The organism is Curtobacterium sp. Csp2, assembly GCF_013347165.1.
In genome coordinates this window covers 3,630,278-3,650,151 of record NZ_CP054593.1, presented here as the reverse complement: position 1 = coordinate 3,650,151, position 19,874 = coordinate 3,630,278, and the positions used below count along the sequence as shown (strand labels likewise).

Annotated in this window: 19 protein-coding genes; 8 read left to right on the top strand and 11 right to left on the bottom strand. The window is 72.6% G+C overall.

Going from position 1 to position 19,874, the window contains the following annotated elements:
* Nucleotides 1-48: 48 nt before the first annotated feature.
* Nucleotides 49-447 (bottom strand): MarR family winged helix-turn-helix transcriptional regulator, encoded by a 399-nt coding sequence (locus tag HUN59_RS17715; RefSeq protein WP_174779129.1) that lies wholly within the window; start codon nt 445-447, stop codon nt 49-51.
* A 71-nt stretch (nt 448-518) separates the two neighbouring features.
* Here HUN59_RS17715 and HUN59_RS17710 point away from each other — a divergent pair, with 71 nt between their 5' ends.
* The 5 genes from HUN59_RS17710 to HUN59_RS17690 all read left to right on the top strand — a co-directional run bounded on the left by HUN59_RS17710 (nt 519) and on the right by HUN59_RS17690 (nt 6,424).
* Complete coding sequence (locus HUN59_RS17710; RefSeq protein WP_174779128.1) at nt 519-2,654, top strand: MMPL family transporter; 2,136 nt, start codon at nt 519-521, stop codon at nt 2,652-2,654.
* Between the two features lie 12 nt (nt 2,655-2,666).
* Nucleotides 2,667-3,317, top strand: a complete 651-nt coding sequence (locus tag HUN59_RS17705) for a GntR family transcriptional regulator (RefSeq protein WP_174779127.1) — start codon at nt 2,667-2,669, stop codon at nt 3,315-3,317.
* A 169-nt stretch (nt 3,318-3,486) separates the two neighbouring features.
* Complete coding sequence (locus HUN59_RS17700; RefSeq protein WP_174779126.1) at nt 3,487-4,980, top strand: LCP family protein; 1,494 nt, start codon at nt 3,487-3,489, stop codon at nt 4,978-4,980.
* A gap of 73 nt (nt 4,981-5,053) precedes the next feature.
* Complete coding sequence (locus HUN59_RS17695) at nt 5,054-5,632, top strand: sigma-70 family RNA polymerase sigma factor (protein ID WP_174779125.1); 579 nt, start codon at nt 5,054-5,056, stop codon at nt 5,630-5,632.
* Between the two features lie 9 nt (nt 5,633-5,641).
* Entirely contained in the window at nt 5,642-6,424 is a 783-nt protein-coding gene (locus tag HUN59_RS17690; protein WP_174779124.1) for an endonuclease/exonuclease/phosphatase family protein, read from the top strand.
* A gap of 57 nt (nt 6,425-6,481) precedes the next feature.
* On the opposite strand, the gene HUN59_RS17685 is transcribed toward HUN59_RS17690, so the two are convergent.
* Nucleotides 6,482-6,985, bottom strand: coding sequence for a hypothetical protein (locus HUN59_RS17685; RefSeq protein ID WP_174779123.1), 504 nt, complete (start codon nt 6,983-6,985; stop codon nt 6,482-6,484).
* A 260-nt stretch (nt 6,986-7,245) separates the two neighbouring features.
* Here HUN59_RS17685 and HUN59_RS17680 point away from each other — a divergent pair, with 260 nt between their 5' ends.
* The gene (locus tag HUN59_RS17680; protein ID WP_141859876.1) at nt 7,246-8,172 is read left to right on the top strand and encodes an SDR family oxidoreductase; all 927 of its coding nucleotides are present in this window, start codon (nt 7,246-7,248) and stop codon (nt 8,170-8,172) included.
* A 70-nt stretch (nt 8,173-8,242) separates the two neighbouring features.
* Here HUN59_RS17680 and HUN59_RS17675 read toward each other — a convergent pair whose 3' ends face one another.
* The gene (locus HUN59_RS17675) at nt 8,243-8,560 is read right to left on the bottom strand and encodes a hypothetical protein (protein ID WP_058742618.1); all 318 of its coding nucleotides are present in this window, start codon (nt 8,558-8,560) and stop codon (nt 8,243-8,245) included.
* 160 nt (nt 8,561-8,720) lie between these two features.
* On the opposite strand from HUN59_RS17675, the gene HUN59_RS17670 reads away from it, so the two are divergent.
* Both HUN59_RS17670 and HUN59_RS17665 read left to right on the top strand, forming a co-directional pair.
* Nucleotides 8,721-9,401 carry a TetR/AcrR family transcriptional regulator gene (locus tag HUN59_RS17670; protein ID WP_058742617.1) on the top strand — a complete coding sequence of 227 codons (681 nt, stop codon included), beginning with the start codon at nt 8,721-8,723 and terminating at the stop codon, nt 9,399-9,401.
* A 123-nt stretch (nt 9,402-9,524) separates the two neighbouring features.
* Nucleotides 9,525-9,719 (top strand): DUF2795 domain-containing protein, encoded by a 195-nt coding sequence (locus HUN59_RS17665; RefSeq protein WP_058742616.1) that lies wholly within the window; start codon nt 9,525-9,527, stop codon nt 9,717-9,719.
* A 114-nt stretch (nt 9,720-9,833) separates the two neighbouring features.
* On the opposite strand, the gene HUN59_RS17660 is transcribed toward HUN59_RS17665, so the two are convergent.
* The 8 genes from HUN59_RS17660 to HUN59_RS17625 all read right to left on the bottom strand — a co-directional run.
* Nucleotides 9,834-11,342 carry a threonine/serine ThrE exporter family protein gene (locus HUN59_RS17660; RefSeq protein WP_174779122.1) on the bottom strand — a complete coding sequence of 503 codons (1,509 nt, stop codon included), beginning with the start codon at nt 11,340-11,342 and terminating at the stop codon, nt 9,834-9,836.
* A gap of 132 nt (nt 11,343-11,474) precedes the next feature.
* Nucleotides 11,475-11,915, bottom strand: coding sequence for an OsmC family peroxiredoxin (locus tag HUN59_RS17655; RefSeq protein ID WP_058742613.1), 441 nt, complete (start codon nt 11,913-11,915; stop codon nt 11,475-11,477).
* Between the two features lie 129 nt (nt 11,916-12,044).
* Entirely contained in the window at nt 12,045-12,746 is a 702-nt protein-coding gene (locus HUN59_RS17650) for a GntR family transcriptional regulator (RefSeq protein WP_254629931.1), read from the bottom strand.
* A 76-nt stretch (nt 12,747-12,822) separates the two neighbouring features.
* Nucleotides 12,823-14,487: an ABC transporter ATP-binding protein gene (locus tag HUN59_RS17645; RefSeq protein WP_174779120.1), complete on the bottom strand. Its 1,665-nt coding sequence runs from the start codon at nt 14,485-14,487 to the stop codon at nt 12,823-12,825.
* A complete protein-coding gene (locus HUN59_RS17640; protein WP_254629929.1) occupies nt 14,471-16,390 on the bottom strand; it encodes a gamma-glutamyltransferase family protein in 1,920 nt (639 codons plus the stop codon). Before HUN59_RS17640 ends, HUN59_RS17645 begins: the two co-directional genes overlap by 17 nt.
* Before the next feature lie 3 nt (nt 16,391-16,393).
* On the bottom strand, nt 16,394-17,269 hold the full coding sequence (locus HUN59_RS17635) for an ABC transporter permease (protein WP_174779119.1): 876 nt from the start codon (nt 17,267-17,269) through the stop codon (nt 16,394-16,396).
* Nucleotides 17,266-18,219, bottom strand: coding sequence for an ABC transporter permease (locus HUN59_RS17630; protein WP_114850710.1), 954 nt, complete (start codon nt 18,217-18,219; stop codon nt 17,266-17,268). The genes HUN59_RS17635 and HUN59_RS17630 overlap by 4 nt, the downstream gene beginning before the upstream one ends.
* Nucleotides 18,216-19,874, bottom strand: a 1,659-nt coding sequence (locus HUN59_RS17625; protein ID WP_368076183.1) for an ABC transporter substrate-binding protein, incomplete at its 5' end; no start/stop codon positions are given. The genes HUN59_RS17630 and HUN59_RS17625, both read right to left, overlap by 4 nt.

Here is a 19,874-nt window from a genome sequence, read left to right as displayed (position 1 = left end):
CGACCCTGACGTCGACGACGCCAGCATACCGCAGGTGATATGTGGATATCAGTCCGAGCTGAGGATCTTCGTCAGCCGTTCCCGGAGCGCGTCGTCGTCGGGCAGGACCTCGCGCTCGATGTGGCGCGCCGTGTCCCAGGCCGCGCGCCCGGCGTCGGTGACCGAGACCACCCGGCGTCGGCGGTCGTCGGGGTGCGGTGTCCGCTCGACGAGCCCGTCGCGCTCGGCCCGCTCGAGCGTCAGGGACATCGTCTGCGGTCGGACGTGCGCCGTCCGCGCGAGGGTGTCGGCGCCGGTCGGCCCGGTCCGGATCAGGATGTCGATCGCGATGAGCGCCGCGTGGGTCAGGCCGATCGCCCGGAGTCGCTCGTCCCAGTCGCGCTCGACTGCCCGGGCTGCCGCGGAGAGCAGGCGGCCGAGGGGCCACTGCTCCGCCTGCTCGTGCATGATCGGAGTCTACGACGCGCCCGGACGGCCGAAGTGATCAGCATGCTGACGATCCGTGTACGCTCACCGTCGTGCCCCGCTTCCTCCGCATCGTGCTGCCCGCCGTCGTGATCGTGGTCTGGCTCGTCGTCGCCTCCGTCGGCGGTCCCGTCTTCGGCAAGATCTCGGACGTCGCGACCAACGACCAGACGTCCTTCCTGCCCGCCTCGGCCGACGCGACGAAGGTGCAGGAGCGCTCCTCGGCGTTCCGGCAGGCGTCCGGGGCGCCCGCGATCGTCGTGCTCGAGCGGGACGGCGGGCTCCGCGACGGCGACCGGACGGCGGCCGAGCAGCTCGCGGCGACGCTCGGCGACCGGAGCGACGTCCAAGGGGTGAGCCCGGTCATCCCGAGCGAGGACGGCGACGCGGTCGAGATCGTCGCGACGCTGACCCAGGACGCCGAGACCGGTGACGCGGTGGCGTCGATCCGCGCCGACGTCGAGGACGCCCTGCCTGCCGGGCTCTCCGGGTACGTCACCGGTCCGGCGGGCTTCACGGCCGACCTGACCGAGGCGTTCGCGGGCATCGACGGCATCCTGCTCGGGGTCGCCCTCGCCGCGGTCTTCGTGATCCTCGTCGTCGTCTACCGTTCGCCGCTCCTGCCGGTGCTCGTGCTCGGCACCGCGACCTTCGCCCTCTGCGCCTCGATCCTCGTCGTGTACTGGCTCGCGGACGCCGGCATCGTCACGGTGAACGGCCAGGTGCAGGGCATCCTGTCGATCCTGGTGATCGGTGCCGCGACGGACTACGCGCTCCTGTACACCGCGCGCTACCGCGAGGCGCTGCGGGACCACCGGACCGGCTGGGGTGCGACGAAGGCGGCCCTCCGTGGCGCGTTCGAGCCGATCATCGCGTCGGGCGGCACCGTCATCGTCGGCGTGCTGTGCCTGCTGTTCTCGGACCTCAACTCGAACAAGGCGCTCGGTCCGGTCGCGGCCATCGGCATCGCGTTCAGCCTGCTCGCCGCGCTCACCCTGCTGCCGGCGCTCCTGATGGCGTTCCGTCGGGCTGCGTTCTGGCCGCTACGGCCGGCGTACGGCAGCGCGCACAGGGTGCTCACCGGGCCGGACGCCCGGGGGATCTGGGCGCGCGTCGGGCGGCTCGTGGCGCGTCGGACCCGCACGGTGTGGGTGGTCTGCACGGTCGCCCTGCTCGCGATGGGGGCCGGCATCGTCGGGCTCCGGGCGGACGGTGTCCCGCAGAGCGACCTCGTCATCGGGTCCTCCCAGGCCCGCGACGGCCAGGACGTCCTCGCCGACCACTTCCCCGGCGGCTCCGGGAGCCCCGCGCAGGTGGTCGGTCCTGAGCGCGACCTCGACCGGCTCGTCGCGGCGATCCGCTCGGTCGACGGGGTCGACGGCGTCGTCGCGGCGGCGAAGGGCAGCCCGTCCGGGACCACCCCCGTCGGCACCGCGACGAAGGACGACACCGCTGCCCGGGAACCGGTCGCCGACCCGACGGTCTCGGACGGGGACGTCCTGCTCGAGGCCACGCTCACCGCACCGGCCGACTCGGAACGCGCGGAGCAGACCGTGCGGGACCTGCGGACCGCGGTGGAGCGGGTGTCGCCGGACGCGCTCGTCGGCGGGGTCACCGCCACCGCCCTCGACACGAACGACACCGGCATCCGCGACCGGACGGTGATCATCCCGATCGTGCTGGTGGTCATCCTGCTCATCCTGATGCTGCTGCTGCGGAGCATCGTGGCGCCCCTGGTGCTCATCGGGAGCGTGATCGTGTCCTTCGTGGCCGCGCTCGGCGTCGGTGCGCTCGTCTTCGACCACGTCCTGCACCTGCCGGGCGCCGACCCCTCGGTCCCGCTGTTCTCGTTCGTGTTCCTCGTGGCACTCGGGGTCGACTACAACATCTTCCTCATGACCCGGGTCCGCGAAGAGGCGCTGCGGCACGGACCGCGCGAGGGCGTGCTCCGCGGCCTCGGGGCGACGGGCGGCGTGATCACCTCGGCGGGCATCGTCCTCGCGGCGACGTTCGCGGCGCTCGGCGTCATCCCGATCCTGTTCCTCGTGCAGATCGCGTTCATCGTGGCGTTCGGCGTCCTGCTCGACACGATCGTGGTCCGTTCCCTGCTCGTGCCGGCGGTCGTGTACGACCTCGGTCGCCGCGCGTGGTGGCCGTCGCGCCTCTCGCGCGCGACCCATCACATGTGACACGCTGGTCCCATGCCCGTACCCTCCACGCAGCCGGCCGCCGAGCGGAAGCTCCTCCGCGACACCGTGCAGGACAAGATCCGTGACGCGATCATGGACGGCACGCTCGAGCCCGGCGAACGCCTGAACGACGACGACCTCATCGCCTGGCTCGGTGTCTCCCGGACCCCCATCCGCGAGGCACTGGCGGAGCTCGCCCGGGCCGGCCTCATCGAGATGGCGCCGAACCGCTACACACGGGTCGCCGCACCGTCGAAGGACGAGATGCTCGACGCGTTCCGGACGCTCGGCGTGATCTACGGCGGAGTCGTCCGGCTCGCGGTGCCGCGGTTCACGGCGGCGGAGCGGAAGAAGATCGTCGCGATGCTCGACGACGTCGCGGCCCGGATGGACGCGCAGCACCAGGCCGAGGTCGTCCGCGAGGGCTCGGACCTGTACGGGATGTGGGCCGACGCCTGCGGGAACCCGTCGCTCGCGCAGCTGTGCCGTGCGACCACGGACGGCCTCGCGTTCAAGCTGCGCGTGCCGGAGTTCGCCGAGCTCGTCCCGAACGAGGTCGTCCGGCCCGAGCTGGACAACCTGAAGGCCGCCGTCCTCGCCGAGGACCCGATCGCAGCCGAGCTGGCGATGGAGGCCATCCACCTGCTCCCGACGCGCTCCTAGCGGAGCTGCCCCGCCGCGCGGCTGCAGTCGCGGACGGGGTGCGTGACGGACGGGAGGCACGTGGCGGCGCCGCCACGTGCCTCCCGTCCGGCTCGTCCCGGCCCCGCGCCGGGGGCGAGTGTCCAGGACTCTCCCTGTCCGTTCCACGCTGTGCGGTTATGGTTTCCGGGTGAGCATCGAACCCGAGCAGACGACGCGCCGCGCCCGCCGCGGCCACGTGCCGCCACGCCACGGGCGCCAGAAGCGCGGGGGCGGGGTCGTCCTGCCCGCCGTCGCGGGAGTGCTGGCGATGGGCCTGGTCCTCACCGGCGGGTACGCCGCGTTCGCGTACGCGAGCTTGTCCAACAACGTCACGAAGATCGACGCGATCGCCCCGAAGGCCAAGGGCGCGGACGACGTCGACGGCACCGCGCAGAACATCCTGCTCGTCGGTGACGACCACCGGCCGGACAACGCGACGCCGGAGGAGATGGCGGAGCTCAGCACCGAGTCCGACGGTGGCGCGACGAACACCGACACGATGATCGTGCTGCACATCAGCGCCGACGGGTCCCAGGCGACGATGATCTCGTTCCCGCGCGACTCGTACGTCGACATCCCCGGTGTCGGCAAGGGCAAGCTCAACAGTGCCTTCTACTACGGGACGCTCAACGGCGGGGGCGACACCGGCGGCGCGAAGCTCCTCATCCAGACGATCCAGGACCTCAGCGGCCTGACGATCGACCACTACGTCCGCGTCTCACTGCTCGGCTTCTACCAGGTCGTGAAGGAGCTCGGGCCGGTCGAGGTCTGCCTGAACCAACCCGCGAAGGACCCGTACTCCGGGGTGGACCTGCCCGCGGGGACGTCCCAGCTCGACGCGAAGCAGGCGCTCTCCTTCGTGCGCCAGCGCCACGGACTGCCGAACGGTGATCTCGACCGCAACGTCCGCCAGCAGTACTTCCTGTCGCAGGAGGCCCGCAAGGTGCTGTCCGCCGGCACGCTGCTCAACCCCGTGAAGATGAACAACATCCTCAGCGCGGTGGGCGGCTCGGTGCAGACCGACACCGACCTCATCTCCCTCGCGACCCAGATGCGGAACCTGCGGCCGGGGAACATCCAGTCGGCGACGATCCCGACGCTCGGTACCCCCACGATCTACGTCGGCGGCTCCGCGCTGTCGATCGTCCAGGTCGACACCGTCGGGCTGCCCGCCTTCGTGCAGGGACTCGTCGGCGAGCCCGAGGAGTACACGAAGGCGACCGCGGCGGAGCCCGCCGCGACGACCGTCACGGTCCTGAACGGCAGCGGCGTCACGGGTGCCGCGGCCGCCGCGGGCGAGAACCTGACAGCGCGCGGCTTCCAGGTCGGCGCCCCGGGGTCCTCCGACGAGACGAAGACCACCCAGGTGCAGTACCCGGCGGGACAGGAAGCGCAGGCGAAGGCCGTCGCCGCGGTCGTGCCCGGTGCCGTCGCGGTGCGCTCGACGAAGGTGACCGGCGTGACGCTCGTGCTCGGGTCCGACGGCAAGACCGTGTCCGCCCCGGCCGCCCCCGCGTCGCCGGACGCCGGCTCGTCGGAGCCCGCTGCGCCGGAGTCGTCCTCGTCCTCGTCGTCGTCCGAGCCCTCGCCGTCGTCGACCGACGTGAAGTCGTACGGCAAGGAAGGCGTCTGCATCAACTGAGTGCTGCCCGGCAGGCTGCTGTGACGGTGCCCGTCGATTGGCGTTCGTGCCGACCGGCATGTGGAATGTCAGCGTGCGAGCGCAACTGCAGACGAACCGGGACGAAGAACGCGCGTGGCTGCTGGCCGCCGCTGCGGGGGACCGGCTCGCGTTCGGCCGGTTGTACGGCCGGCTCCGACCGCTCGTCGAGCGGTGGGTGCGACTCGTGGTGGTCGACCCGTGGCAGTCCGAGGAGGTCGTGCAGGACGTCTTCCTCGAGGTGTGGCAGATCGCCGAACGGTACGACCCCCGGCACAGTGCGGTCGCGTGGATCCGGACCATCGCCCAGCGTCGGGCGATCGACCGCGTGCGGTCGAGCGAGGCCGACCGGCAGCGCGACCTTCTCATCGGCGCGCGGCACCTCGAGCTCGTCGACCACGCGTCGCTCGAGCGGGCCGAGGGGGTGCTCGACCGGGCCGCGCTCCGCGACGCCGTCCGGTCGCTGCCGGACCGACAGCGCGAGGCGGTCGTGCTCCGGCACCTGGTCGAGCTGAGCGGACCGGAGCTCGCGGACCGGCTCGGGGTCCCGCTCGGGACCGCGAAGAGCCGTGCGCGCGACGGCGTCTCGGCACTCCGGCGTTCCCTGGCGCACCGGGCAGGACCGCCTCGGTAGGTTCGTGCCGTGACCTCCGCCGCGCGCCCGATCACCCTGATGACCTACAACGTGAAGAACCCGGACCCGGCCCACGACTGGCCGGCCCGACTGCCGCTGGTCCTCGAGGTCATCCGGCGGCACGACCCCGACGTGCTGTGCGTGCAGGAGGCGTTCGACCACCAGATGGACGACCTGCGAGCCGGGCTGCCGGACCACGGTGACGTCGGGCAGGGCCGCGAGGGCGGGACCGCGGGGGAGCACGCCGCCGTGTTCTTCCGCCGCGACCGACTCCGTCCGGTGGACGAGGGCACGTTCTGGCTGTCGGACACCCCCGACGAGCCGGTGTCGAACACGTGGGGCAGCCTGTACCCGCGGGTGGCGAACCACGCCCGGTTCCTCGACGTCGACGGGGCGTCCTTCACGCTCCTGACCTCGCACTTCGACCACGAGGAGAACGCGCACGGCGACGACGTCCGACGGCGGAGCGCCGCGCTGGTCGTGGAGCGGCTGCACGCCGTCGACGGACCGGTCGTGTTCGCGGGCGACTGCAACGAACCGGCGGGCGGTGGCGCCGCCTGGCAGGTGTTGGTCGACGCCGGCTACCGTGACGCCTGGCTCGACGCCGGGGACCCGGACGACCGGACGGCGACGTACAACGACTGGCAGGCGCCGGTGGACTCGGGGGAGCGCATCGACTGGGTGTTCACGCGCGGGGTGCGCGCGGTGGACCGGGTCGTGATCGACCACGACGGACCCGAGACCTGGGCCGCGAGCGACCACTTCCCGGTGGTCGCGGCGATCCGGGTCTGACCCGGGGTCGCCGAGTGCTGACGCGCGGCGGTCAGCCCGAGCGCTGACGCGCGGCGGTCAGCAGGAGCGCTGCGTGTGCACCGGCATCGGGGAGCCGAGGACGCTCACGACGGTGCCGTTCGTCAAGGCCGAGACCCCGTTCGAGCCCGCGGTGTCGTCGTCTGCGTCGTCGCTCGCTGCGCTGTCGTCGCCGGTGTGAGCGTCGTCGTCCGTCGTCGCCCATCCGGGTTCGAGCAGGAGCTGCCAGGCGCGGGAGTCGCCCGAGCCGAAGGACACCTTGTCGGAGCCCGGTGCAGCGCGGAGTTCGTCCTCGATGTCGTCACCGACCTGGACCCCGTCGGGGCCGGACAGGGCGACGGGGTCGCCGGACCGCGAGCGGACGGCGTCCTTGAGCACGCGGATCTCCACGGCGTTGCCCGCCTCGGCCGGGGTCGTCATGGCCGCGACGCGCAGGGCGCCGCCCCACGTGTAGGTGGTCCCGGACGGGAAGCACGCGCCGCCCGAGCCGATCGCGGTCTGCGTCCGCGCGGGGGTGCCGAGCAGCCGGTTCAGCAGGTCCACCGTCTCGGCACCCCGTCGAGCTGGCTCGGGCCGACGCCCAGCGAACCCGCCGTGACGGCGAGCGCGGCAGCGCCGAGCGCGAGCAGGGTCCGGGGAGTCACCAGTCGACCGTACGACGCCCGACCGGACAGAACGACAGGTGTTACCGAATCGCGTCCTCGTCGTCATGCGTTCGTGACATTCGGGGATGTGTCACGGAACCGCGACGGGGGACACCCCGCTGGACGGGCCCGGGTCCGGTCGTGCGTACCGTCGCCCCCATGACGGAGCAGCAGGGCGGCCGGACGGGTCGCGACCAGTACACGATGCAGGACCCCACGAAGCTCTACGCCGACAAGAAGCCGGACGAGCAGTACCTCCCGGGCGCCGGGACCGATGAGGAGATGGCGCAGAACGTCCCTGCGGACCACGGCGAGGACACCTACCGCGGCTCCGGTCGGCTCGAGGGGCGCAAGGCGCTCGTCACCGGCGGCGACTCGGGCATCGGCGCGGCGGTCGCGATCGCCTTCGCCCGCGAGGGTGCGGACGTCGCGATCGTGTACCTGCCCGAGGAGCAGGAGGACGCCGACCGCATCGTCGGGCTCATCGAGGACGCCGGGCGCACGGCCGTGGCCATCCCGGGCGACATCACGGAACTGGCGTTCTGCGAGGAGCTCGTGCAGCGGGCCGTCGACGGCCTGGGCGGTCTCGACATCCTCGTGAACAACGCCGGCAAGCAGCAGAACGTCGACGACATCACGAAGATCTCGGACGAGGAGTTCGACGAGACCTTCAAGACGAACGCCTACGCCACGTTCCGCATCACCAAGGCCGCGGTGCCGCACCTGCAGCCCGGCTCCACGATCATCAACACGACGTCGATCCAGGCGTACGCACCCTCGCCGCACCTCGTGCACTACGCCGCGACGAAGGCGACCGTGAACAACATGGCGAAGGGGCTCGCCGCACAGCTCGCGCCGAAGGGCATCCGTGTGAACGCGGTCGCCCCCGGGCCGATCTGGACCCCGCTGCAGCCCGCCGGTGGTCAGCCGCCGGAGGCCCTGCCGTCCGCCGGTGAGCAGACGTACCTCGGCCGCTGGGGGCAGCCGGCCGAGCTCGCGCCGGCCTTCGTCTTCCTGGCGAGCGGCGAGTCGTCCTACGTCGTGGGCGAGACGCTGCACGTCGACGGTGGCATGCCCACGCCGTAGTCGCCGCTGGTGACGGAGTGGAGGCGCGGTGCCGGCTGGCACCGCGCCTCCACTCCGTCACAGGGTCGCGTCAGCAGGCGACGGAACGTGCCATCCGCTCGAGCAGCTCCCGCGCCGACATCGCCGCAGTGAGCTCGACCTCGACCGGGTTGATCCCGACCGCCCGTTCGAACGCCCGACGACGTGCCTGGTCGGCGACCGGGACCTCGGGGCGCTGCGGGAGCCGGGCGATGGCGTCGGCCGCCGCCGCGAACGCACCGGTCGGTGCACCGAGCTGCTGCCACATCGTCCGGACGTCGTGGGCCACCTGCTCGGCGTCGCTCCCGAACTCGAAGCCCGCCGACGCCATGGTCGCCAGTCCCTGTGCGACGGGGTCCTCCGGGGTCATCCCGGCATCGTCGCACGTCCCGTCCGCGAGCGCAGCGCACGTGGTGCGGGTCGAACGCTTGTCCCCCGACATGCCGACACCCGTTACGGGGATTCTGGTGGCCCCCGTGCAGGCGGTTGGATGGGGGGGCGGACAGGACGTCCGCGGCACGACGGAGGGCATGATGCTCGAACACACCAGTGCGGACACGCAGGCGGCTGCCGCTGCGGCCGCGACCCTGCACCTGCGGATCACGATCGTGGGTGCGACCGTCGACCTGCTCCGCGACGTCCCCTTCCACGAGGCACACGTCGGGCTCGTCGCCGAGCGCCTCGACATCTCGGTCGCGGAACTCCGACAGCACTTCCCGTCGTGGGACGGTCTCGTGCTCGCGGCGCTGGACCGCTGGAACGGCGCCCGCATGGACGAGGTCACGCGCGAGGTCGGCGACGGCTCGACCGTGGACCTGCTCCGCGCGATCGTCGCCTCGAACGCCGAGGACCCCGCGCTCATGCGACTCCTCGTCGCGCTCCTCTCCGTCGCGGGCAACCCCGCGCACCCGATGGCGACCTACCTGCGGTCCCGGTACCAGCTCTTCTACTCGCAGATCAAGCGGGGTCTGGAGCACGACGTCGCGGTGGGTCGGGCGCCGCACACCATGGACCCGCGTCGCGGGGCCGAGCAGCTGATCGCCCTGTACGAGGGGCTGCAGCTCCAGGCGCTCCTCCGCGCCGAGCTCGACCTGGTCGCGGCGTTCGACCGTGCGGTGGCGCGGCTCGAGCGTGGCTGGATGGAGCGGTACGAGCCGGCGGCGGCGCAGCGCTTCTCGGCGTGGAGCGACGGCGGCAGCTGGGAGATCTGAGCCGACGAGCGCGCCGCGGTGCGGGGCGTCGGTCCGCGCGCCTCGGCCGCTGGACGCACTGACCGGCAGGGCGCCGAGGGGCGGCCGGGTAGTCAGTGGGTCTCGCGAACGAAGGAGATCGACATGGCAGCACCGAACCCGATCCAGGTCCAGAAGTACCTCAGCGGCATCGACTACCCGGCCTCGAAGGACGACATCGTCTCGAAGGCCGAGCAAGAGGGTGCCGACGGCGACGTGCTCGAGGCACTGCGGGGCATCCCGGACGGCGACTACGACGCCCCCACCGCAGTGTCGAAGGCCGTCTCGGACGCGGGCTGAGGCGCGCCGAGTCCCGGCGTGGGTGACGAGTCCCGCGGCCCCGTGCCCGGGACTCGTCGCCCAGCCCGAGGCTCGGGGCAGCGCAGCCGCCGGCAGCGACCGTCGCCGCGCGCATCAGCGCGGCCGGGACCCCCGCGGGACGCTCCCGTTGCCGGGGTCGTAACCGCTGTCCCGCAGGACCGGGATCGCCGTCGTGTCGCTGTGGACCGAGTGCACGGTCACCCGTCGCGCCCGCCGCAGTGCACGCCGCGCCCCGGGGGTCGCCACGAGTCCGCCGAGCACCAGGCCGGCGCCGATCCCGAGGGCGACCGACACCGCCGCCACGAAGTCGAGCGCGGCCCCGGACGAGCCGGACATGAAGTTGAGCAGTGCGTTCGACACCGCGACACCGGGCAGCAGCGCGCCGCAGAACGCCGGTACCGCGATCGCCGCCACCGCCGTACGCATCCGGGCCGCCGCGATGGTGGACAGGACGCCGAGCAGCACCGACGCGACGAACGTGGCGCCGAGGAGCGGCATCCCGAGGTGCCGGAGCTCCCACAGGAACGCCCCGGCGGCGACCGAGAACACCACCGCGACGGGGATCACCCGCGCGCTGGCCTGCTGCACGAAGCAGTTCGCCGCCGCGGACACCACCGTCAAGGACAGGGACGCCCAGAGCGGCAGCGGTCGCAGCACGATCCCGGACGGGTCGACCTCGATGCTCAGCCAGTGCAGCACCGCGATGCCGGCCGGCACCCCGACGACGATCGCGGCGATGACGAGCACGATGTAGAACGCCCGGGCGACGGCCATCGCCCGGAAGCCGGAGATGGCGTCCTGCGCCCAGGTGACGAGCGACACGTGCGGCAGGAGCAGCACGACGAGCGCGGCGACCATGGTGGCTGCCCCCGTCGGGGTGAGCACGTCGCCGAGGATCGCGAGGGTGCCGAGTGCCGAGGCGACGGCTGCCTGGGCACCGGAGACGAAGAACTGCGGGAAGCCCCGGCCGGTCAGCCACCGTCCCGACAGGATGATCCCGAGCATCAGGACGAAGGCGCCGAGCCCTGCTCGCCACCCACCGCCCGCCTGCATCGCGATCGAGGTCCCGAGGACCGACAGACCGACGTCCGCCAACCACGACGGCCACCGCGGCGCCAGGCGGAGCACCGCGACGAGGGCGCTCACCGCCGAGGTCATGTCCCGCTCGCCGTGCACGAGGTCGTCCACGATCTGGTTGGCGCGGGCCAGTCGGTCGAGGTCCGAGCCGTCCGACTGCACGGTCCGCACCTTCACGAGGGGCGGGTGGTCGGTCGGCGCGTACTGGATCGTCACCGAGCTGCCGGAGAAGTCCAGGTCGAGGGGCGCGAGGTTCCACTTCGTCGACACCGCGACGACGGCGGTCTCCACGCTGCGCGTGTCCGCCCCCGACGCGAGCATCACCTCGGCCAGGTCGAGGCAGAAGTCGACGATCTGGACCGGCGAGTACTGCTCGCGGGAGCGCGTGTCCGGCGTGACGTCCTCGTAGATGGTGCCGCGCAGCCGTGCGCGCGCGTCGCGGATGTCGTGCTGGGCGAGCTTGCGCACGCGGGGCCGCGGCGGACGCGGGGGCCGTGGGACACCGGGGAGGAACTGCTCGGCCATCCCGCCATGGTGCCAGCCGTCGGCCGCCGAGTCCGGACGTCGGCTGGACGCAGCAGACGGACGGGAGGCACGGTGCCAGCTGGCACCGTGCCTCCCGTCCGTCACGAGGTGACGTCCCGTGGGACGTGACCGCTACTGCTCGAAGGTCGCCTTGAGCTCGATGTCGACGCCGGTGAGCGCCTTGCTGACCGGGCAGGTCGCCTTGGCCTCGTCGGCGGCCTTGAGGAAGGCGGCCTCGTCGATGCCGGAGACCTCGCCGTTGACGGTCAGGACGATGCCGGTGAGCTTGAAACCGCCGGCGCTGTCCGGGCCGAGCGAGACGTCGGCCTTGACGTCGAGGGCCTCGACGGTGCCGCCGGCCTCGCCGAGGATCGCGGAGAACTGCATCGCGTAGCAGGCGGAGTGCGCGGCGGCGATGAGCTCCTCGGGGCTGGTGGTGCCACCGGCCTCGTCCGCGGCGCGCTTCGGGAAGGAGACGTCGTACGTGCCGACCTTGGAGCTGGACAGCTCGACCTGACCGGAGCCGTCGTTCAGGCCGCCGTTCCAGGCGGTGCGTGCGGTGCGCGTGGGCATTCGCGTTCCTTTCGTGTGGGGGACGGACCCGACCGGGACCGCCGCAGCCGAGTCAATCGGAGAACGACCGTTCTCGCAACCGGCTCTCGGCAAGTGCGCAGGCGAGCGCGCAGAACGGACCGGGATCGCTCAGGCGACGGGCGGCACCGCACGCAGCGCGTCGGCCTGCGCCGGCGAGGTGCGCGCCGCATACCCGATCCGGCTCTCGCGGACGTGCCACGCCATGCGCTCGGCCGCCTGGTCGACGTCTCCCGCGTCGATCGACGCCAGGATCCGGCGGTGGTCCGGCCACAGGCGCTTGCCGCGGGACGAGGTGTCGAGCGCGTAGAGCCACTCGATCTTCCGGGACAGCTGGCGCAGGAGCGTCGCGAGCGTGCTGCTGCCGGACAGCTCGGCGACGAGCAGGTGGAAGCGCTCGTTCAGGTCGACGAGCAGGTCGAGCTCGTCGCGCGCCACGGCGGCGTCCCCGGCGTCGAGGACCTCGCCGAGCTCCCGGCGGACCCGCCACCAGTCCTCCGGCGGGGCCGGTGCGTCGAACAGGGTGCGGGCGCGCGTGGCGGCGCGGCGGGCGGTGGCGGTCTCGAGGGACTCCCGGACGGCGAACAGGTCGTCGGCCTCGTCGAAGGGGATGTCGGCGATCCGGGAGCCCGCGTTCGGGCGGGACACCACGAAGCCCTCGCCCTCGAGGCCGCGCAGGGCCTCGCGCACGGGCACCCGGGAGACGCCGTGGCGCTCCGCGAGGAACGCCTCGGTCACCCGGGTCCCGGGCTGCAGCGCACCGGACACGATGTCGTGGCGGATGGCGTCGATGACGCTCGTCCCGTTCAGCACGGGGCCGATCGTCTCACACGACCGCCTCGGCGAGGCTCCCATGCCCGCGGACCGAGCATCGCGTCGAGCAGGTCGGTCACACGGCCGCTTCCGCGAGGCTCCGGCCCGGGATCGCGTCGAGCAGGTCCCGCGTGTACTGCTCCTGGGGGTCGTCGAACACCGCGGCCACCGACCCGCGTTCGACCACCTTCCCCCGTCGCATCACCACGACGTCGTCCGCGATCCGACGGACCACCCCGAGGTCGTGCGTGATGAACAGGTAGCTCAGCCCGAGCCGGTCCTGCAGGTCGTCGAGGAGTGTCAGGATCTGTTCCTGCACGAGCACGTCGAGCGCCGAGACCGCCTCGTCGAGGATGATCAGTTCCGGCTCGAGGGCCAGCGCCCGGGCGATCGCGACGCGCTGCCGCTGCCCGCCGGAGAGCTCGTTCGGCCGGAGCTGCGCGACCTCGCGGGGCAGGGCCACCTGGTCGAGGAGCGTCGCCACCCGCTCGGTCCGGGACGCCCGGTCGCCGACCCCGAACACGCGGAGGGGCTCGTCGATGATCCGTTCGATGGTCGACGTCGGGTCGAGCGACCCGTACGGGTCCTGGAACACCGGCTGCACGCGACGGCGGACGGCCCGACGCTCCCGGCCCCGGGCGGTGCCGATCGACAGACCGTCGACGAGCGCCGTGCCGGACGTCGGGGTCTCGAGCCCGAGCACGATCCGCGCGACCGTGGTCTTGCCGGACCCGGACTCGCCGACCACCGCGGTGGTGGTGCCCCGGCGGACCGTGAACGACACCCCGTCGCTCGCCCGCAGGGTGCCGGCGCCGCGGCCGCGCAGCCGGTACTCCTTCACCAGGTCGGACACGACGAGGATCGGCTCCCCGGGTGCGGTCGGCTCCGGCGCGACCCCGGACAGCGCCGGGGCGGCCGCGATGAGCCGCTTCGTGTACTCGTGCTGCGGGTCACGGAGGATCGCCGCGGGGGCGCCCTGCTCGACGACCTTGCCGTCGAGCATCACCACGATGCGGTCGGTGCGGTCCGCCGCGACGCCGAGGTCGTGCGTCACGAACAGCAGCGTGGTGCCGTGCTGGTCGACCAGGGTCTGCAGGTGGTCGAGGATCTGCCGCTGCACCGTCACGTCGAGGGCGCTCGTCGGTTCGTCGGCGATGAGGAGCTCCGGCTGTCGGGCGAGCGCGACCGCGATGAGGATGCGCTGCCGCATGCCGCCGGAGAACTCGTGCGGGAACTGGTCCGCGCGGCGGGCGGCCTCGGGGATGCCGGCCTCGGTCATGAGCTCGACCACGCGGCGACGGACGGCGGACCGTCCGCGCAGCCCGCCGGCACGGAGCGCGTCGGCGATCTGCGCACCGACCCGCATCGACGGGTTGAGGTTCGTCGACGGGTCCTGCGGCACCAGGCCGATCCGGCCGCCGCGGATCCGGCGCATGAGCGGCTCGTCGGCGTGCGCGATGTCGTCGTCGCCGAGCGTGATCGCCCCGCCGGTGACGTGCCCGGCGCCCGGTAGCAACCGGAGGAGCGCCGCGATGAGCGTCGACTTGCCCGAGCCGGACTGTCCGACGATCGCGACGCGCTCGCCGCGGCGGACGTCGAGGTCGACGCCGTGCAGGACCTCGCGGTCCCCGAACGCGACGCGCAGGTCGCGCACGGAGAGCAGGCGGTCGGCTCCGGCGTCGGACGGGAGGCGCGGTGCGGCCCCGGTGGTCGTCGTCACGTTCTCAGCGTCCTGCGGCATAGCCCTGTGCTCCTCGGGGGTTGGCGGCGGCGCCCAGGACGCCGGTGTCGGGGTCGCGCGTGACGCACGACAGGCGGCCGAGCGACCAGTCGCCGGCGCGGGTGACGACGTGGCCGAGCTCCTCGAGCCCGGCGATCACCTCGTCGCCGAGACGGTCCTCGACGACCAGGCCGCCCGGGGTCCAGGTGCGCGGCCAGAACGAGCCCGGGAAGGACGTCGTGTGCAGCGCGGGGGCGTCGATCGCCTGCTGCGGGGACCACCCGCCGACGATCGTGCGGAGCAGGAACAGCAGCTGCCACTGGTCCTGCTGGTCGCCGCCGGGGGAGCCCATCGCCACGACCGGCTCGCCGTCCTTGAGCACGAGCGTCGGCGTGAGCGTCGTGCGCGGTCGGGCGCCGGGGGTCAGCGTGGACGCCGTGCCCTCCTCGAGCCAGGTCATCTGCAGGCGGGTGCCGAGGCAGAACCCGAGCCCGGGGATCGTCGGGGACGACTGCAGCCAGCCGCCGGACGGGGTCGCGCTGACGATGTTGCCCCAGCGGTCGACGACGTCGATGTGGCACGTGTCGCCTCGCGTCTCGCCGGTCGCCATCACGATCGGTTCGCCGCGGTCCTCGTGCACCGGGTCGTCCTCGGCCGGGGCCGCGACCGGAGTCTCCACCGGGGCCTCGCCGCGGGCGCCCGGGACGGTGGGCTCGCCGACGCCGGCGACCGGCTCGCCACGCGGCGTGTAGGTCTCGCGGAGCGGGGGCACGGTGCTGCCGGGGACGGACACGGCACCCGGTCGGAACGCGTGCGAGGCACGGTCGCCGATCAGGGTCCGGCGCTCGTCGGAGTAGGCGTCGGAGAGCAGCTCGGCCATCGGGACGTCGCGCTCGCCGTAGTGCACCTCGCGGTCGGCCAGCGCGAGCTTCTGCGCCTCGACGATGGTGTGCGCGCCGAGCACGGTGGACGGGTCGAGGCGTTCGTCGTCGAGCGGCTCGAGCAGGCGCAGGGTCTGCAGGAGCGCCGGGCCCTGCCCCCAGGGTCCGGTCTTCGCGATCGTGTGCCCGCGGAACTCGGCGGTGGTCGCCGGCTCGGTGGACGCCCGGAAGGCCGCCATGTCGGCGGCGGTGATGACGCCGGCGTGGTCCGTGCCGGACGCGTGCCGGTGCGGGGTGCGGACGAACGCGTCGACCGCCTGCGCGACGACGCCCTCAGCCCACTCGGTGCGCGCCGCCTCGATCCGGGCGACGCGTGCGTCGCCCGCTGCGTCGGTGTCGACACCGGACCCGGCCTGCACGAGCCGGTCCAGGACGCCGGCCCATGCCTCGTTGCGCACGACGGTCCCGGGGACCGGCACCGTGCCTCCCGGCAGCCACTGCGTGGCGGAGGTGGGCCAGTGGTCTCGGAACAGGTCCTGGACCGTCGCGATCGTGGCGACCACCCGCGGGGCGACCGGGTGGCCGTCGCGGGCGTAGCCGACGGCGGGGGCGAGCACGTCGGCGAGCTCCCACGTGCCGTGCTCGGCGAGGAGCAGCAGCCACGCGTCGACGGCACCGGGGACGGCGGCCGCGAGGGCCCCCGATCCCGGCACCAGGTCGAGTCCCTCGGAACGGAGGTGCTCCGGGGTCGCGCCGGCGGGGGCCGGTCCCTGGCCCATCAGCACCGTCGGGGTCTTGTCGGACGCGGTGGCGAAGACGGCGGTGACGTCGCCGCCGGGGCCGTTCAGGTGCGGCTCGACGACGTGCAGGACGAACGCGCCGGCGACGGCCGCATCGAAGGCGTTGCCGCCGCGTTCCAGGACCGACTGGGCCGTCGCGGTCGCGATCCAGTGCGTCGCGGCGGCCATGCCGAACGTGCCCTGCAGGTCCGGCCGGGTGGTCTCGGTCGGCGGTGCGGTGAAGGCGGGGTTGGTGGTGCGCATGCGTTACTTCCGGTCCGAGGCGGTGGGGTCGAGGGCGTCGCGCAGGGCGTCGCCGAACAGGTTGAAGCCGAGGCAGACGACGGCGATCGCGACGCCGGGCACGACCGCGGCCCACGGCGCCTGGCCGAGGTACTGCTGCGCGTCCGAGAGCATGATGCCGAGGCTCGGGGTGGGCGGCTGGATGCCGAGGCCGAGGAAGGACAGCAGGGCCTCGCCGATGACCGCGACCGGCATGATCACCGTGGCCTGCACGATGATCGCCGAGACGCAGTTCGGCAGGACGTGCTGCAGGATGATCCGCGCGCCGCCCGCGTCGAGCGTCTTCGCGCTCGTCACGAAGTCGGCACTCGTGATCCGGAGCGTCTCGCCGCGCACGATGCGGATCATCGCCGGGACGTGCGAGATGCCGATGGCGACCACCGCGTTCGTCAGGCTCGGTCCGCTGATCGCGGCCAGTCCGACCGCGATGATGAGGAACGGGAAGGCGAGTGCGACGTCCGTCAGACGGCTGATGATCGCGTCGAGCCAGCGCCAGTACCCGGCGAGCAGCCCGAGCGGGGTGCCGACGACGACCGCGAGCAGGACCGACAGGACGCCCACGACGAGCGAGACCTGGATGCCGTACAGCGTGCGGGACAGGATGTCGCGCCCGAGGTCGTCGGTGCCCAGGCCGAAGCCGACGGTGAACGGCACCTGGAACGGCAGGTCGAAGTGCGTCGTGGTGGGGTCGTACGGTGCGACGAGCGGGGCGGTGACCCCGGCGAGGACGACGACGGCGAGCATGATGCCGCCGGTCATGCCGAGGCGGTTCGTCCGGACCTGCTTCCAGACGCGACCGCGGCTCGACCCGAGGTCGAACGGCGCTGTGATGGTGGTCATGCGGTGCCCCCCACGCGGATCTTCGGGTTGATGACGGAGTACAGGACGTCCACGGCGAAGTTGATGAGGACGTAGCCGAGGGTGATCACGAGGACGACGGCCTGGATGACCGGGTAGTCGCGGGTGAAGACGGCGTCGAGCGTGAGCTTGCCGAAGCCCGGCAGCGCGAAGATGCGCTCCGTGACGACCGCGCCCGAGATGAGCCCGCCGAGCTGCAGGCCGACGATCGTCACGACGACGATCATCGAGTTGCGCAGGCCGTACCGGAACAGCACGCGCGGGCGGCTGAGGCCCTTCGCGCGGGCGGTCCGGACGAAGTCGGTCTTCATCGTCTCGATCATCGACGCGCGGGTCTGCCGCATGATCACGGCGGCGAGCGAGGTCCCGAGGATCAGGGCCGGCAGCGTCAGGTGGTGCAGGGCGCCGAGGGGGTCGCTCGTCACCGGGACGTAGCCGGACGCCGGGAACCAGCCGAGCCCCGCGGCGAGCCACACGATCGCCAGGATCCCGAGCCAGAAGTTCGGGACGCTCAGGCCGACGAGCGCGGCGGCGTTCGCCATCCACTCGGGCCAACGGCCGCGGTACCGCTCGGCGAGGGTGCCGAGGGCGACCCCGACGACGACCGCCACGACGATCGCGTACAGCGCGAGCCACAGCGTGACCGGCAGGGTCGAGCCGAGCAGCTCGGTGACGGGCGTCCCCGTGCGGGTCGACTGGCCGAGGTCGCCCTGCAGCGCGTTGACCACGAAGCGCCAGTACTGCACGAGCAGGGAGTCGTCGAGTCCGAGGTCCGCGCGGACCGCCGCGAGCCGCTCGGGACTCGCCTCTTCACCGGCGAGGGCCAGGGCGGGGTCGCCCGGCAGCTGCCGGACCCCGAAGAACACGACGACCGAGGCGAGGACGAGCGTGAGCGCCGCCTGCCAGAGTCGGGTCACGACGTACCGGATCACTTGCTGCCGCCTTCCACGAACGCCGCCTGGCTGAGTCGGACCACGCCGTCGGCGTAGGTGGAGACCCCGGCGACGTCCTTGCTGACGCCCGTGATGCTCCGGGTCCGGTAGAGGTAGATGATCGGGTCGTCCTGCTGCACCTTCGTCACGAGCTGCCCGTACAGGTCGGCGCGCTCCTGCTGGTCGGTGGCCTGGGCCGCGCGGCTGATCAGGTCGTCGACGGCGGGGTCGCTGTACCCGGGGTAGTTGTTGCCGCCGCCGGTGCCGAGGAACGAGCCGATGTTGCCGTGCGGGTCGACCCGGCCTGACCAGCCGAGCTGGAGCGCCTGGAAGTCGCCGCGGGTCTGGTCGTCGAGCAGGGTCGTGTACTCGACCGGGGTGATCGTGATCGCGAAGCCGCCGGCGCGGGCCTGGGCCTGCAGCGCCTGGGCGAACCGCACGGTGTCGGGGGTGTTCGTCACCTCCATCTCGATCGGGAACGGCTGCTCGACACCGGCCTGCTCGAGGAGCTGCTTCGACCGCTCGGGGTCGTACTCCGGGCAGGCCTTGCTCGCGTCCGTCGCGAACACGCTCGAGTCCGGGATCGGCGAGCACGCCACGTCGGCCCAGCCGCGGAACACGCTCTGCACGAGTTCGGCGCGGTTGATCGACATCGACAGGGCCTGCCGGACCGTCCGCTGCGTGGCGAGCGGGGTGTCGAGCGGCTTCGGGTCCGTCCCGACGCCGTCCTGGTTGGCCAGGTTGATCGTGATGCCCTGGTAGCCGAGCGACCCGGTGCGCAGGACGCTGAGGTCCTTCCGCCGCATGAGCTCGTCGACGTCCTGGGTCGAGATCGAGTCGGCCACCTGCACGTCGCCGGACTTCAGGTTCTGCGCGCGGATGCTCGCGTCCGTGATGATCCGGTAGGTGATCCGGTCGAAGTGCGCGCTCGCCGGGTCGTGGTACTGCGGGTCGGGCTCGACCGTGATCGACGTCTGCGGGACGCGCTCGACGAACTTGTACGGGCCGATGCAGACCGGGTGATCACCGAACCCGTCGCCCTCCTGCTCCAGCGCCGTCGGCGACATCACCATGCCCGCACGGTCCGCGAGCGCGGCGGTGATCGGGGCGAAGGGCGTCGCGTAGCGGATCCGGACGGTGTGGTCGTCGACCGCGTCGATGCTCGACACCGGACCCATCTCGCTCTTCCGGCTCGAGTCGTCCTTCGTCAGGTTGCGTTCGAGCGTCGTCACGACGGCGTCCGCGTCGAACGGGGTGCCGTCGGCGAAGCGGTACCCGGTGTGCACCGGGAACGTGACGGTCTTCCCACCGTCCGACACCGTGGGCAGCGCCGTGGCGAGCATCGGGACGACCGTGCCCTCGGCGTCGATGTCGTACAGCTTCTGGCACATCGTCTCCATGACGTACCGGGTGTACAGCGACGACGAGGTGGTCGGGTCGAGTCGGTCCGGCTCGGCGGAGAGCGCCATGACGAGGTCACCGCCCTCGCGGACCTGCTGGTCGCCGATCGGGACGGTCGTGACGGTGCCGGCGGTCGCGCCGCCGGAGGAGCCGATGAGCACAGAGAGGGACTTGTCGCTCGAGGTGAGCCCCCCGGACCCGGAGTCCGAACCGGAGCCGCTGAAGCCGGAGCCGCAGGCGGAGAGGGACAGCGC

What these genes read in the sequence shown, in the direction of transcription:
- HUN59_RS17715 (WP_174779129.1), bottom strand. Translation starts at nt 447, where the DNA reads ATGCACGAGCAGGCGGAGCAGTGGCCCCTCGGCCGCCTGCTCTCCGCG.
- HUN59_RS17705 (WP_174779127.1), top strand. Translation starts at nt 2,667, where the DNA reads ATGCCCGTACCCTCCACGCAGCCGGCCGCCGAGCGGAAGCTCCTCCGC.
- HUN59_RS17680 (WP_141859876.1), top strand. Translation starts at nt 7,246, where the DNA reads ATGACGGAGCAGCAGGGCGGCCGGACGGGTCGCGACCAGTACACGATG.
- HUN59_RS17675 (WP_058742618.1), bottom strand. Translation starts at nt 8,560, where the DNA reads ATGACCCCGGAGGACCCCGTCGCACAGGGACTGGCGACCATGGCGTCG.
- HUN59_RS17670 (WP_058742617.1), top strand. Translation starts at nt 8,721, where the DNA reads ATGATGCTCGAACACACCAGTGCGGACACGCAGGCGGCTGCCGCTGCG.
- HUN59_RS17665 (WP_058742616.1), top strand. Translation starts at nt 9,525, where the DNA reads ATGGCAGCACCGAACCCGATCCAGGTCCAGAAGTACCTCAGCGGCATC.
- HUN59_RS17660 (WP_174779122.1), bottom strand. Translation starts at nt 11,342, where the DNA reads ATGGCCGAGCAGTTCCTCCCCGGTGTCCCACGGCCCCCGCGTCCGCCG.
- HUN59_RS17655 (WP_058742613.1), bottom strand. Translation starts at nt 11,915, where the DNA reads ATGCCCACGCGCACCGCACGCACCGCCTGGAACGGCGGCCTGAACGAC.
- HUN59_RS17645 (WP_174779120.1), bottom strand. Translation starts at nt 14,487, where the DNA reads ATGCCGCAGGACGCTGAGAACGTGACGACGACCACCGGGGCCGCACCG.
- HUN59_RS17640 (WP_254629929.1), bottom strand. Translation starts at nt 16,390, where the DNA reads ATGCGCACCACCAACCCCGCCTTCACCGCACCGCCGACCGAGACCACC.
- HUN59_RS17635 (WP_174779119.1), bottom strand. Translation starts at nt 17,269, where the DNA reads ATGACCACCATCACAGCGCCGTTCGACCTCGGGTCGAGCCGCGGTCGC.